This window comes from Thiomicrorhabdus hydrogeniphila (assembly GCF_054656895.1).
On the sequence record NZ_BAAHXL010000001.1, the window covers coordinates 861,863 to 875,556 of the forward strand.

General features: G+C 36.7%; 15 protein-coding genes. 6 read left to right on the forward strand and 9 right to left on the reverse strand.

What is annotated here, in order from left to right:
• Positions 1-252 precede the first annotated feature (252 nt).
• The 3 genes from trpB to ACYQ0E_RS03700 all read right to left on the reverse strand — a co-directional run bounded on the left by trpB (position 253) and on the right by ACYQ0E_RS03700 (position 2,859).
• The gene (gene trpB, locus ACYQ0E_RS03690) at positions 253-1,449 is read right to left on the reverse strand and encodes a tryptophan synthase subunit beta (RefSeq protein WP_460186899.1); all 1,197 of its coding nucleotides are present in this window, start codon (positions 1,447-1,449) and stop codon (positions 253-255) included.
• Positions 1,450-1,821: 372 nt separating this feature from the next.
• Complete coding sequence (locus ACYQ0E_RS03695; RefSeq protein ID WP_460186900.1) at positions 1,822-1,962, reverse strand: hypothetical protein; 141 nt, start codon at positions 1,960-1,962, stop codon at positions 1,822-1,824.
• A gap of 465 nt (positions 1,963-2,427) precedes the next feature.
• A complete protein-coding gene (locus ACYQ0E_RS03700) occupies positions 2,428-2,859 on the reverse strand; it encodes a SufE family protein (RefSeq protein ID WP_460186901.1) in 432 nt (143 codons plus the stop codon).
• Between the two features lie 188 nt (positions 2,860-3,047).
• Here ACYQ0E_RS03700 and ACYQ0E_RS03705 point away from each other — a divergent pair, with 188 nt between their 5' ends.
• On the forward strand, positions 3,048-3,560 hold the full coding sequence (locus ACYQ0E_RS03705) for a YbjN domain-containing protein (RefSeq protein ID WP_460186902.1): 513 nt from the start codon (positions 3,048-3,050) through the stop codon (positions 3,558-3,560).
• Positions 3,561-3,575: 15 nt separating this feature from the next.
• On the opposite strand, the gene ACYQ0E_RS03710 is transcribed toward ACYQ0E_RS03705, so the two are convergent.
• From ACYQ0E_RS03710 to exbB, 3 genes are read right to left on the reverse strand one after another with little or no spacing between them, the layout of a single operon-like run.
• Positions 3,576-4,394: an energy transducer TonB gene (locus ACYQ0E_RS03710; protein WP_460186903.1), complete on the reverse strand. Its 819-nt coding sequence runs from the start codon at positions 4,392-4,394 to the stop codon at positions 3,576-3,578.
• Positions 4,391-4,795 carry a biopolymer transporter ExbD gene (locus tag ACYQ0E_RS03715; protein WP_460186904.1) on the reverse strand — a complete coding sequence of 135 codons (405 nt, stop codon included), beginning with the start codon at positions 4,793-4,795 and terminating at the stop codon, positions 4,391-4,393. Before ACYQ0E_RS03715 ends, ACYQ0E_RS03710 begins: the two co-directional genes overlap by 4 nt.
• A gap of 14 nt (positions 4,796-4,809) precedes the next feature.
• Positions 4,810-5,235, reverse strand: coding sequence for a TonB-system energizer ExbB (gene exbB, locus ACYQ0E_RS03720; protein WP_460186905.1), 426 nt, complete (start codon positions 5,233-5,235; stop codon positions 4,810-4,812).
• Between the two features lie 267 nt (positions 5,236-5,502).
• On the opposite strand from exbB, the gene ACYQ0E_RS03725 reads away from it, so the two are divergent.
• Positions 5,503-6,498 (forward strand): MBL fold metallo-hydrolase, encoded by a 996-nt coding sequence (locus ACYQ0E_RS03725; protein WP_460186906.1) that lies wholly within the window; start codon positions 5,503-5,505, stop codon positions 6,496-6,498.
• A 102-nt stretch (positions 6,499-6,600) separates the two neighbouring features.
• Here the strand turns inward: ACYQ0E_RS03725 and serB are convergent, their stop codons facing one another.
• Both serB and ACYQ0E_RS03735 read right to left on the reverse strand, forming a co-directional pair.
• Positions 6,601-7,443 carry a phosphoserine phosphatase SerB gene (gene serB / locus ACYQ0E_RS03730; RefSeq protein WP_460186907.1) on the reverse strand — a complete coding sequence of 281 codons (843 nt, stop codon included), beginning with the start codon at positions 7,441-7,443 and terminating at the stop codon, positions 6,601-6,603.
• Positions 7,444-7,500: 57 nt separating this feature from the next.
• Positions 7,501-7,911 (reverse strand): RDD family protein, encoded by a 411-nt coding sequence (locus tag ACYQ0E_RS03735; RefSeq protein WP_460186908.1) that lies wholly within the window; start codon positions 7,909-7,911, stop codon positions 7,501-7,503.
• 155 nt (positions 7,912-8,066) lie between these two features.
• Between ACYQ0E_RS03735 and ACYQ0E_RS03740 the strand changes: the two genes are divergently transcribed.
• Positions 8,067-8,735 carry an energy-coupling factor ABC transporter permease gene (locus tag ACYQ0E_RS03740; RefSeq protein WP_460186909.1) on the forward strand — a complete coding sequence of 223 codons (669 nt, stop codon included), beginning with the start codon at positions 8,067-8,069 and terminating at the stop codon, positions 8,733-8,735.
• Positions 8,736-9,119: 384 nt separating this feature from the next.
• Here ACYQ0E_RS03740 and ACYQ0E_RS03745 read toward each other — a convergent pair whose 3' ends face one another.
• Positions 9,120-9,449: a hypothetical protein gene (locus ACYQ0E_RS03745; protein WP_460186910.1), complete on the reverse strand. Its 330-nt coding sequence runs from the start codon at positions 9,447-9,449 to the stop codon at positions 9,120-9,122.
• Between the two features lie 365 nt (positions 9,450-9,814).
• On the opposite strand from ACYQ0E_RS03745, the gene guaB reads away from it, so the two are divergent.
• The 3 genes from guaB (at position 9,815) to tadA (ending at position 13,623) form a co-directional block, all read left to right on the forward strand.
• On the forward strand, positions 9,815-11,275 hold the full coding sequence (guaB, locus tag ACYQ0E_RS03750; RefSeq protein WP_460186911.1) for an IMP dehydrogenase: 1,461 nt from the start codon (positions 9,815-9,817) through the stop codon (positions 11,273-11,275).
• A 137-nt stretch (positions 11,276-11,412) separates the two neighbouring features.
• Positions 11,413-12,993 (forward strand): glutamine-hydrolyzing GMP synthase, encoded by a 1,581-nt coding sequence (gene guaA / locus ACYQ0E_RS03755; protein ID WP_460186912.1) that lies wholly within the window; start codon positions 11,413-11,415, stop codon positions 12,991-12,993.
• An 84-nt stretch (positions 12,994-13,077) separates the two neighbouring features.
• Positions 13,078-13,623 carry a tRNA adenosine(34) deaminase TadA gene (tadA, locus tag ACYQ0E_RS03760; RefSeq protein WP_460186913.1) on the forward strand — a complete coding sequence of 182 codons (546 nt, stop codon included), beginning with the start codon at positions 13,078-13,080 and terminating at the stop codon, positions 13,621-13,623.
• Positions 13,624-13,694: the final 71 nt, after the last annotated feature.

The following is a 13,694-nucleotide window of genomic DNA, read 5'->3' on the forward strand; positions in this document are numbered from 1 at the left end:
TTGTCTTGTCTATCCGCTTCGCTTCAGCCAAGTTCTTCGTTTGGTTACTCTTTTTAGGCAAGTAAAAAGAGTAACGGGAAGCCTAAAAGCCAATAACAAAGGAATATAAATATCTGTAAAGGCTTCTCAACATATAAGATAAGTTAAACCTTAGAATCAAGTTTACCAGGCCTGGTAACTTTAAAATAGCAACTAAATTTAAGACATAAAAAAGCCCCAATTAAGGGGCTTAGTTATTAAATTGAACGGTGTTTATTCACCTGTACCAAAGTTTTCGGCTACGTAATCAATGTCTTTATCACCACGGCCTGATAGGTTGATTAAAATGGTGCTACCAGGATTGGCTTTTCCGTGTTTCATGGCCCAGGCAACAGCGTGTGAACTTTCTAATGCGGGGATAATGCCTTCCATGCGTGAAAGTTTGTAAAAGGCATCTAACGTTTCATCATCTGTTACTGCATGGTAATTTACTTTGCCCATGGTTTTTAGGTAAGAATGTTCTGGCCCTACGCCTGGGTAATCTAAACCTGATGCAATAGAATGTACTGGGGCTGGGTTGCCTTCTTCATCTTCGAGTAATAAGCATTTAAAACCGTGAATCATGCCGGGTTTACCGTATGTCATGGTGGCGGAGTGTTCGCCAATATTGGTTCCTCTGCCTAAAGGCTCTACGCCGTTTAAGCTGACATTTTCATCTTCAATAAAGCCTGAAAACATACCCATTGCATTTGAACCGCCACCAATACAGGCACCGACTTCATCGGGTAGTTCACCAGTCATTTCTAAAAATTGTTCACGCGCCTCGTGTCCAACAACCGATTGAAAATTACGCACCATCATTGGAAACGGATGTGGACCAACCACTGAGCCAATGGCAAATAAAGCGGTATCGGCTTGCGGTACATACGATTCAAAAGCGGAATCGACCGCTTCTTTTAAACTGCGGCCACCAAAAGAAACTGGCACTACGGTTGCGCCTAATAATTTCATTCTGGTTACATTTGGGGCTTCTTTTTCAATGTCAATTTCACCCATATGAATTTCACACTCCATACCAAAATAGGCGGCGGCGGTAGCTAAAGCAACACCGTGTTGACCGGCACCGGTTTCGGCAATCAGTTTGGTTTTGCCCATGTGTTTGGCAAGTAAGGCTTCAGCCATGCAGTGATTGAGTTTATGTGCACCAGAGTGGTTTAAATCTTCACGTTTTAGGTAGATATGGGCGCCACATTCTTTACTTAAGTTGTGGGCATAATAAACAGGTGTTGGGCGACCTTGGTAGTGTTTACGAATGTATTTGAGTTCGTTTAGAAAGTCTGCTGATCGTCCTAATTCCATATAGGCTTTATTAATTTCTGCAAAATGTGGGATTAATACAGGCGGTAAAAACGCACCACCAAAATCACCAAAAAAACCTTCTTGATTGGGAAAATCCTTCAAATAAGACATTCGTTTAACTCCTTTTTATTTTTTTACATAACGAATCACAATGATTTCTAGGATACACACAAAATAATTTTAACGAAAGAGCTTAAATTCGCTTTAAGTAAGAAATTTAAAAAAATAGTTAAAGTTATAACACGGTTTTTGGTGGTGTGGTTTGGCTAACAGGTCTTTGTGGATGAGATATAGAGTTCTCAAATAATTTACCAGGCCTGGTCAGTTAATGACTAGCAATAGATATTGTGAACGAATAATCGTGATAGTAGGAGAAATTGAATTGTAAATGCAAGACTGCAATGAAATTAGGAATATGGCTTAAGAGAGTAGGAATCATAAGCCATATTTGAGGAGTTTAATTAAGACTGAGGAGAATTTAAATTAAACAGCGCTACCGATAGAGGCAGAAAGAGATGTGTAAATAATACTTAAAACTGACATTGGTACGCCAGCTGATAATAGTTTAACTGATAAAAATCCACCCATTGGGTTCTTGTCTTTTTGTTTATTGCGACTATACATGATAATTATTCCTTATGTACTTATAAAAGTATTTAATTCTTGTTTAGTATAAGGTTTTATTTTTAAAGTTCAAGTTTTATTTATGAGTGTATCTAGTTTATTTATGACAATGCTTATATTGCTGTTTTAAATGGCTTTTTAGAAGTTATTATTTTTTGTTTTGAGTGAGTTTTAACGAAATAGTACAAAAAATGATTATTACAAAGGGTAAATAAATAGGATTAGTGGTTATATTTTTATGTGATATTGCTATGTAGTTTATGGTTGAAGTAGGGTGATAAATGCGTAAAAAGCGGGATGAGTGTTGGTCAGTTAGAGGTGTTTTAAAAGGTAGATAGTTTTATTTGAGGGTGAAAGTGAGGGTATTTCTTTTGTCTGTGTTTTTAAATGATAAAGACTCACAGGATATACCAGGCCTGGTAAAAAGAAACGTTAAAAACGGCTAATTGCATTTAGCCGCGTTATTTAGATGCGTTTTTGACCTTCGGCTTGAATGCGTTTGATCATGTGATAAAGTCCGGTAGAACGATTGGGTGACAGTTGTTGTAATAAGCCGATTTTACCTAAAAATTCTAATGGGGCAGTGGCGACTTCTTGCGGTGTTCTACCGTTGTAGATTCTGAGAAGTAGAGCAATTAATCCAGAAACAATGGCGGCATCGCTTTTGGCTTGCATAAATAGACGCCCGTTGTTTTCTTCAATGTGAATCCACACTTGAGATTGGCAGCCGTGAATACGGTTTTCTTCAGTTTGGTAGCTATCATCTAAGTTTTGTAATTGTTTACCCATATCAATGAGGTATTTATATCGATCTTTTGGGTTTTCAAAGTGCATAAAGCGTTTAGTTAAATCTGCTTGCACTTCTTCAATGCTTTTTTCAGGAACCGTGTAGTCCACAAGAAAGTCCTTTTTATTTTTAATGCGGCATAGTTTACCAAATTATAAGGGCTTTGTATTTGCTACAAAAGGGTGTTGTTTATTTCTTTTTAAGCATAGCAATAAAAGCTCAAATACAGTAATCTAACTACGTATTTTTAGTGGGTACCGTTGCTAGGTTTATTATTTTATTTATAAGGTTTAGACATTTGAAACAAGTCATTATTAGAGTTTGTATTTGCGGGTTGATGTTAATTGCCCAACCAAGTGTTGCGATGACTTTGCATGGCGAAAAATCATTATCTGCAAAATTATATAAGCCAAGTAAAACGGCCGTTATGAAAACCTTAGATAAAATGAAAGTTAAATATACGGTAGATAAAGACGGCGACTTACTCTATACCATGAACAAAAAAGGCTGGATAGGCTATGTGATATTTAACATGGCTGGTAAAGATAAAAACCTGTGGAGTATTCAAGTACGTACGCAGTTTGCGACTAAATCGAGTTATTATGATGATTTAGTTGTGTATGCAAATGAATGGAATGCAAATCATATGATGCCAAAAGTGGCGATGAAAACGCCTAGTAAAATAGTATTAAGCCTTTATTATCCTGTTCAATATGGCTTTAACCCTGATGAGTTTAAGTACAATGTTTTTCATCTATTTAACCGAGCGGCAGAAAAGGTTGCTAAAGAGATGGGTGACATGCGTCATTAAAACCTGTTAAATGAATTATCTTAAATTGTAAGAAACAGGGACTTTAATTTGCCAAACTTTTCGGTTTACTTCTTTAGGAAAAGGTTTGAATTTATTGGCCATTTTTACCTGAAAAATCTCTAAGGCTGCCTGGTCTAAAATAGTGCGACCTGAGCTATTTACAATTTTTAATCCCGTAATCCTGCCATTAGGCATTAAGTTAAACTCAATGGTTACATCGCCTTCCCAATGACGTCTTTTAGCTCTTCTTGGATAAGTATCGTGAGCGTACTGCACAATTTTTTGGCGTAATGCGCTTAAATATATTTGTTCTGCATCGGCGGTTTGTTGCTTGCTATAACTTGGAGCACTTTGTTTTTTTGGCTCAACTTTTGGTACGTTTTTAACAGGTTCTTTACTGGTTACAATTGGTTTTGGGCTCGGTTTTACTTGCTCAACAGGTTTTACCACCTTTTTAACAGGTGGTTTTTCAATAGGCTTCTTGATAGGCTTTTTGATTTCTTTTTTAACCGGTTTTTTGATAGGTTTTGGCTTTGGCACAGGCTTAGGTTTTACTTCAGGTTTTACTTTTTTAACCACCGGTTTTTCTATGACTTTTTCTTCTATAGGTTTTTCTTCAACAACGGGCTCTACTTTAGGCGTGGGTTGCTCTATGGGTGGTTTTTCTTGTACAACGGGTTCGGCAAACATGGCTAAATTTACCGGCACTTTAGTAAGAGCAGGTTTAGTTTGCGGTTTAAAAGGCTCTTCTGTCCATATCCAATAACCTACGGCAATAAATAAGCCGTATAAGAGAAAAGCAATAATAAAAGAAAGTTTAGATGGTGAGTTCATTCACTTTGCGATTTGGTGAGTATGGTGAGGTTGTTTAGGTCGTGACCTTTAAAGGCATCAACCAGTGAAACAAATGTGCCAAAATCTGTTTTTTTATCTACTTGTAAGGTAATAGCTTGTTTGTTGTTTAGTGTACCGAGTAAGGTTTGAATGCTTTCTAAACTTTGCGGTTCTTCATCTACAAAAAATTGATTGCTCTCATTGATAGCAAAGTGCATGACTTTTTCATTGTCTTGAGGTACATAGCTTTGGGTATTAGCCGTTTCAGGCAGCTCAATGTTTAAATTGTCTTTAACAATAAAACTGGCAGTCATAAGAACAATGGCTAGTAAAACTAACATAACGTCAATAAGTGGAATGACGTTCATACTGTCAAACCGTTTTGGAGCAGAATCCATCATAATATTTACTGTTCCTAGTTAACTGACTGTGAACGATATAGCGCTTTAAAGACATCAACTTTTCTAAGTAAGGCGCTGTAAGCCACAATAGCAGGAATGGCAATGGCAATACCTGCCGCCGTAGCTTTAAGTGCCAGAGCTAACCCCATCATTATAGAGCCAGTATCAAGCGATTGATTTTGGCCCATATCATAAAAAGTGATTAATATGCCCACTACTGTACCTAGTAAACCAACAAAAGGGGCATTAGAACCAATAATGGATAAAACGGTTAGGTTACGAGTCAGTGCAATATTAAGAAGTTCTGCATTCGCAAAAGTATTAAGTTTAAGAGCACGATAAAAAAGAATTCTTTCAATGGTTACCCAAAGAGCAAGAAAGCCCATAATGCCTAAAATGCCAAAAATAGTGATGTCTAAATAGGCTTTTAGTATTTCCATTTTGAATTGATCCCTTAAATTGAATGATTTTAACGTTAAGTTTGACGGGTTATTTTAATACCATATTCGTATAGATACTTAAGAAAGTATTAAAAAGTTTTATGTATCTTTTCGAGCAAATCTATTCTAAAGCTATTTAAAATAGTAATCATTAACTTTTAGTGCTTTATAATGCCTTAAGCAATAATATATTAAAAATAATGGTAAAATTGATAGAATATTCACGTTATAGAATAAAGAAATAAAATTTAATGAGTTGAGGTAATTATGAAACGTCGTGATCTTTTAAAATCTGCTTTAGGGCTTTCTGTAGGTTTAGCTGGAATGTCGGCATTAAATCCTCTTTATGCGATGGATAATCTTGAGTTTAAAGGCCCAGCGGTTCCTGATGTAGACGCTGTTAAAGTGGTTGATAATTGTTATATGATTCCTGCTTTAGGGCCTTATCCAACACCCGATAACTTTGGATTGTTTAGTAACCCAGGCTTTGTTGTAACATCAGAAGGTGTGGTGGTGATTGATACGGGTAGCTCGGTTCAAATTGGTGAGATGGTTTTACGCCAAATTAAAAAAGTGACTGATAAACCTGTCGTTAAAGTAATTAATACCCATTTTCATGGTGATCACTGGTTAGGTAACCACGCTTTTGTTGCCGCCAACCCTAATGTAGAAATTATTTCACACCCTACTTGTTTATCAACCCTAAAAAATGGGGCAGACAAGTTTTGGTTTGACTTTATGCAGCAAAGCACCAATAACAAAATTACTGGTACGGTAATGACTTTACCAAATAAAATGGTAAATGGGGGTGAAGAAATTACAGTAGGTGACACCACATTTAAAATTCACCACTATGGCAAAATGCACACTGTTTCGGATATTGCAGTAGAAGTAGTCAATCATAAAACAATGTATACCGGTGATATGGTAATGCGTCGAATTGCCAATATGGAAGACGGTTCTTTTGTAGGCAGTATTAAAGGCTTGCAAGCATTAGCAGACTTAAACTTGACTCATTACATTCCTATGCATGGTACGGCAGACAGTGTGAAGTTAATTAACGAAGGTAAAGAGTTTATGGAAACACTTTATACGAGCGTTGAAGCATTATACGAAGAAGGACTATCTGATTTTGAAATGAAACCAATCATTATGGATAAGCCGTTTATGAAAAACGTTGCTAGCCAGTGGCCAGGTTTTGAATCAACAATGGGTAAATATATTGTGGTAGCGATTGCTGAAGTAGAGCAGAACTTGTTTTAATGTGCACGAGTAACCGTTTAAACTAAGTTGATTGAGTTTAAAAAGACTTACAAAAAAGCCGAGAATAAAATCTCGGCTTTTTGCTTTTTACAGGCAGGGTAATTAACCATCAATGAAATTTAAAATAGCATCTAAGCCAGCGTAATTTAGTGCAACACTTGCTTGTTGCTGAACAGCTGGTTTAGCATGATAAGCAACCGATAAGCCTGCTTCTTTCATCATAACTAAATCATTAGCGCCATCACCTACGGCAATGACTTGATGTGGTTGTATTTCTAATTCTTGACATATTTCATGTAAAAAATCAGCTTTGGCTTGTGCGCCAACAATCGAACCAACTACGTCACCCGTTAATTTACCATTTTGTTCGCCTAGTACGTTTGCACGAGTGTAATCTAAGTTATAGGTTTTTTTAAGGCGATCGGTAAAAAAGGTAAAACCGCCTGAGACCAGTGCAAATTTAATGCCGTAATCATGTAATGCAGAAACACATTTTTCAGCCCCTGGGTTAAGAGTTAAGCGATCGCTATAAACATATTGTAACGCGCTAGTGTCTAAGCCTTTTAATAAGGCAACACGTTTTATTAAAGACTCTTCAAAGTTGAGTTCACCACGCATGGCGGCTTCTGTAATGTTAGAAACCTCTGGTTTAACATCAATATAGTCAGCAATTTCATCTATGCACTCAATGCTAATAAAAGTAGAGTCCATGTCGCTAATCACTAATTTAATTTCATTCGCATTAAAGTCTTTTGGTAAAAGAGTAATATCTACACCAATCTCTTTTGAAAGAGATTGTGCTGTTTCTCGTGATGGGGTTTCTTCAAACTCAATACGAAAGTGGTTGTTGATTTTAGTGGGTTTACCTTGTTGGCCGTAAGAGCGTTCAATGACTTTAATCTGTTCAAAGTTTAGTGTGTTGCTATGAATAATTAGAGTGGCCATTTGATATCCTATAAAAAAGTGTGCTAAAAATAGTGCGATGTTGCCGGGTATTTTAATTTAATGTGATGATTGATTGTATTCAACAATCACTATTTTAGTCTTTGCAAAACGATCCTGCAAAAGTTGGTTTTTAGGTAAAAACAATCCAATCCAGCCAATTAGAAAAAAGATAATGGTAAAAATAAAACGTAAATTGGCGTTATATCGGGTAATGGCGCTACTGTCTTTATTTACGATTCGTAATTTCCACGTTCTCAGACCAGGTGTTTGCCCCCCTTGTGTCCAAAAGTAAGTAAGGTATATGTAAGTTATGCCTAAAATATAGACTTGAAAAGCAAAAACCATTACGGGATTATCTTCAAAGGATTTGCCTTGCCATAAAACAAATGGAATAGCAAAAACAAACCAAATTGCAATCAGCAAAATAAGGTCATATAGGTTAGCAAAGAGTATTTTGAATCCAATCATTATTATTAGGGCTTATAATTGCGGTTATTGATAGTTAATTAATGCGTCCTATTGTAACGGTAACGCTTATCCAATAATAGGTTATTAAAGCTTTAATCGTTACGAATTTAGACACAAATAAGAATGATAAAAGAAATAAATAAGAGGTAAGTTTCTTGAATTTATTGGCACAAAGCCTTGGTATAGGCACACTTGTAGGCGGTTGGGTATTTTTTGCACTGATTGTGATTTGGGCGTTAAAAACGGCACCTTGGCATAAGGTAGACGGCGATAAAGGTGCTCAGCATGTATTGCTAGGCATGGCCGTTGTTGTTTTTTGGGTTTGGCAAATGGGTGCCAGTTTACATGATGGTATTACATTTCATTTTTTGTTAATGACATTAATGGTGCTCATGTTTGGCCCACAATTTGCCATATTAGCCATGTTGTTGGCATTAATGGGAGTGGTGTTTGAATCTGATTTAGGCTGGCTTTCATTGGGGGTCAATGCCCTCATTATGGGCGTTGTACCTATCTTTGTTACTTGGTTTATGTACCGAATAGGGGCTAAGTTTTTAGAGGCCAATTTTTTTGTTTACCTATTTTATAACGGTTTTTTATCTGCAGCGGTTGGGGTGGTTGTTTCTCTAAGTTTGGGAGCCATAATCATGTTGATAAACGAGGTGCATAGTTTTGCTGTTTTGAAACAGAGTTTTATTATGTACATCCCTCTTATGGCAACGCCAGAAGGATTTATAAACGGCATGTTGTTAGGGGCTTTTGTTTTATTAAAACCGACTTGGGTGGCAACGTTTCATGATTCAACTTATATCAATGGAAAATAAATAAACCTTAATTGGTGGTTAAATTAAACAATTAAATAAAAGTTGTTTGATGTGAATGAATCACCAGATTTAATTTTGAGTTGATATTGGATGGCTTGATAGATGTTATTTGTTTATCTTATGTTTTTAATATTTAGATAAAAGTATGGGATTTACCAGGCCTGGTAAAATTAATTTATACCTGTTGTAACGCAATGCTTAAGTACAATTGTTTTAATAAAGTGTTTTAATCTTGCTGTAGATTGTGTGTTTTTTATTGAGTGTGGAAAAGCAGATAATAATCGGAAGACAAGACGGTTTTTAGATATAAAAAAACCGATGCTCTATTCAGATGCATCGGTTTACAGAAAGTGTTGTTAAGGTATAACAATTAACTGATTGGGATTATTTTTCCCAAGCAGGCTTCATACCTTTCCACGATTCCATTTGTGATACTTCAGCGTTTGCTGTTTTGTATGCTTCTTTAGCATATTTCATTGCTGTAGCGTCATCGCCTTTTTTCTTAGCAGCTTCAGCTTTATCTAAATAAGTATCAACATAAGGTTTTTTCATTTTTTTCTGTTTCCAAACATCGTTAACAGCTACGGCTTTAGCGTGAGCCGCTTTAGCACTGCTGACAATATCTGCATAATTTGTAGGTGTTGTTTCATTTGCTGTACAACCACCCATGCCTAGTGCTGTTACAAGTGCTGTTCCGATAAATAATTTTTTCATTGGGTATCCTCCAGGTTTAAGAGCTTTTAGCTTTAAGTAAGCTTTTATATATTTTGTTATATATTTTATATGTTTTTATTTTGTCGCTATCATTGTAATCGCTATTGACAGAATGTTAAAGCTTATTACGAACACTTTTTTTACTGTTTTCGTATAGATGTATACGTTATTAAGTTTACCCCAGTCCTGTCAATCTTTATAATACCCAGTATTGGATGAAAATAACGTTATTTTTCTAATATTAATAGGGTGATTTTATAGCTAACTCTATGAAATATAACGTAATTGACTTTTTACTGAAGTTTTTTGGTTTTTTTTAGAAAAATAACTGATTAGCCTATAAGTTTTATATAAGGTAGAAAAAAATGAGAATTTTGCAAGATGCATTAACTTTTGATGATGTTTTATTGGTTCCAGCACACTCAACTGTGTTGCCAAAAGATGTCTCTTTGAAAACTAAACTAACAAAAGGTATTTCTTTGAATATTCCGTTTGTTTCTGCTGCGATGGATACTGTTACAGAAGCACGTTTAGCAATTTCAATGGCTCAAGAAGGTGGTATTGGTATTGTTCATAAAAATATGACTGTTGAAGAGCAGGCTCATGTTGTGAGTAAAGTTAAGAAATATGAGCACGGCGTTATTTTAGAGCCTATTACTGTTCAAGTGAATGACACCGTTGAAGAGGTCTTAATTAAGACTAAAAAGAATCGTGTATCAAGTGCTCCTGTCATGGATGGTAATGATTTAGTTGGTATTGTGACAAGTCGTGATATTCGTTTTGTAACCGATATGTCAAAACCTATTTCAAGAATTATGACACCAAAAGAAAAACTGGTTACGGTTAAAGAGAAAGAAGACCCACAAGTTGTATTAGATTTACTTCATGACCACCGTATTGAACGTGTTTTAGTTGTAAATGACGATTTTCAGTTAAAAGGCATGATTACCGTTTCAGATATGATGAAAAAATCAGATCACCCTAATGCATGTAAAGACGACGAAGGTCGTTTACGTGTGGGTGCTGCGGTTGGTACAGGTGCTGAAACAGAAGATCGTGTAGCGGCTTTAGTTAAAGCTGGTGTTGATGTTATTATCGTCGATACGGCTCATGGCCATTCTCAAGGTGTTTTAGATCGCGTTTCTTGGGTTAAACAAAACTTTCCAAGTGTTCAGGTTATTGGTGGAAACATCGCAACCGGTGAAGCCGCTTTAGATTTAGTTGCCGCTGGTGCAGATGGCGTAAAAGTTGGTATTGGACCAGGTTCAATTTGTACTACTCGTATTGTAGCGGGTGTGGGTGTTCCACAAATTACTGCCATCTCTAATGTGGCAAAAGCCTTAGAAGGTACTGGGGTTCCATTGATTGCTGATGGTGGTCTACGTTTTTCTGGAGATGTAGCTAAAGCACTTGTTGCAGGCGCATCTTCTTGTATGATTGGCTCTATGTTTGCCGGTACTGAAGAATCACCTGGTGAAGTTGAATACTTGCAAGGACGTGCTTACAAATCCTATCGTGGTATGGGTTCTTTAGGTGCAATGGCACAACCTTCAGGGTCAAGCGACCGTTATTTTCAGGCATCAAATGCAGAAGATAAATTAGTACCAGAAGGGATTGAAGGTCGAGTAGCCTATAAAGGTCCACTGTCTGCAATTATCCACCAATTAGTAGGTGGTATTCGTTCTAGTATGGGGTATACCGGCTGTAAAGATATCGAGACCATGAAAACAAAACCATCATTTGTTAAAGTGTCTTCAGCAGGTATGGCTGAAAGCCATGTACATGACGTTACAATCACTAAAGAAGCACCTAACTACCGCGTTTAGTTTTAATAACAGCGTAAACCTATAAGGCTTTTGCTTTGTTGCAAAGGCCTTCTGTTTTATGAGAAGAAATATATTAGATTCTCTAGGAGTCTTATAAAAACTCTCTCTTAATAAATATTTTCAGATTTGGAAAACTTATGACACAAGCAAATATTCATGACCACCGTATTCTTATTCTTGATTTCGGTTCACAGTACACACAATTAATTGCTCGTCGCATTCGCGAAATTGGCGTTTACTGTGAAGTAGAGCCTTGGGATATTGATGCAAAGGATGTTGAGGCTTTTGGCGCACGCGGTATTATTCTATCTGGTGGTCCTGAAACCGTTATTGGTGATGATGCCCCTTCAGCCCCCGAAATTGTTTTCAATTTAAATGTGCCAGTATTGGGTATTTGTTACGGCATGCAAACCATGGCGCAGCAATTGGGTGGCCAGGTTATTAATGCCTCTGAACATGAATATGGTTATGCCAAGGTTCGTGCTCATGGACATACCAAGTTTTTAGTGGATATTGAAGATGAAGTCACGCCAGAAGGTTTTGGCATGCTAGATGTTTGGATGTCACATGGTGACCGAGTTGATGCATTGCCAAATGGCTTTAAATTGATGGCAAGTACACCAAGTTGCCCAATTGCAGGTATGGCAAATGAAGATAAAAATTTCTATGGCATACAGTTTCATCCAGAAGTTACCCATACAAAACAAGGTCTACGCATGATTGAGCGTTTTGTAGTAGACCTATGTGGTTGTGAAAAACTATGGACAACGGAAAATATTATTGATGACAGTATTGCTCGTGTGCGTGAACAAGTTGGTACTGATCAAGTTATGTTAGGTCTTTCAGGTGGTGTGGATTCTTCGGTTGTAGCCGCTTTATTGCATAAAGCCATTGGTGACCAGTTAACTTGTGTATTTGTTGACCACGGTTTATTACGCTATAAAGAAGGTGATCAGGTTATGTCCATGTTTGCTGAAAACATGGGGATTAAAGTGATTCGAGCCGACGTTGAAGATCGTTTTATGGAGGCTTTAGCGGGTGAAGTAGATCCTGAGAAAAAACGTAAAATCATTGGCCGTGAGTTTATAGAGGTGTTTGATGCTGAATCAGCTAAGCTAAAAGGGGTTAAATGGTTAGCTCAAGGGACTATTTATCCAGATGTTATTGAATCGGCCGGTTCAAAAACAGGCAAAGCAAAAGTGATTAAGTCTCATCATAATGTTGGTGGGCTGCCAGAAGATATGGAAATGTCTTTAATTGAACCTTTACGAGAACTCTTTAAAGATGAAGTTCGTAAATTGGGTGTTGCCTTAGGTTTACCTTACAATATGGTGTACCGTCACCCATTTCCGGGGCCAGGATTAGGTGTGCGTATATTAGGCGAAGTTAAAAAAGAGTATGCTGATATTTTACGTTTAGCAGATAATATTTATATTGAAGAGCTTATTAAATGGGATTTATATGATAAAACCTCACAAGCCTTTACTGTATTTTTACCTGTAAAATCGGTAGGTGTTGTTGGTGATGCTCGCCGTTATGATTATGTTGTAGCATTACGAGCAGTTGAAACGATTGACTTTATGACAGCACGTTGGGCACATTTACCTTATGACTTTTTAGAACATGTTTCTGGTCGCATTATTAATGAGATTCCGCGTATCTCTCGTGTGACTTACGATATCTCAAGTAAGCCACCAGCTACCATTGAATGGGAATAAGAAGTAAGTTATTAGCAAGAAACAAGGCCTTATTTATTAAGGCCTTTTTTATGTAAAAATTTCAACGAGTAATAATGCTAAATCATGATAAAGACAATTGAATGCCCACAAAACTTAAACCAAAATCAACAAGATGAGTTTTGGATGAACTATGTGCAAACGGTGGCCGCCAAAGCAGAGGCAATTGGAGAAGTGCCTGTGGGAGCAATTGTTGTTTTAGATAATCAACTTATTGCGGAAGGTTGGAATCAATCGATTACTCAAAATGACCCAACCGCACATGCGGAAGTTATGGCTTTAAAAAAAGCGGGAGAGGTATTAAACAACTACCGTTTAATTGACACAACGCTTTATGTTTCGCTTGAACCTTGCCCTATGTGTGCTGGTGCTATGGTTCACGCTCGGGTAAAAAGAGTGGTATTTGGTGCTTTTGATGAAAAAACGGGTGCGGCAGGATCTGTATTTAATTTAGTTGATAACTCTAAGCTTAATCATCAGCTGTTAATTACATCTGGGGTAAATCAAGCCGCTTGTTCTCAACAGATTAGTCAATTTTTTCAAAAGCGTAGAGCGGCTAAAAAGCTTAAAAAACGTAATAAACTAAAAGATATTGATGTAAATTTAAATTAAGCTGTAAACAGTTTCTTAATAAAATCCTTATAAATATTTAACTTCTGGCTTGCCTATTGCTTTATTCAACA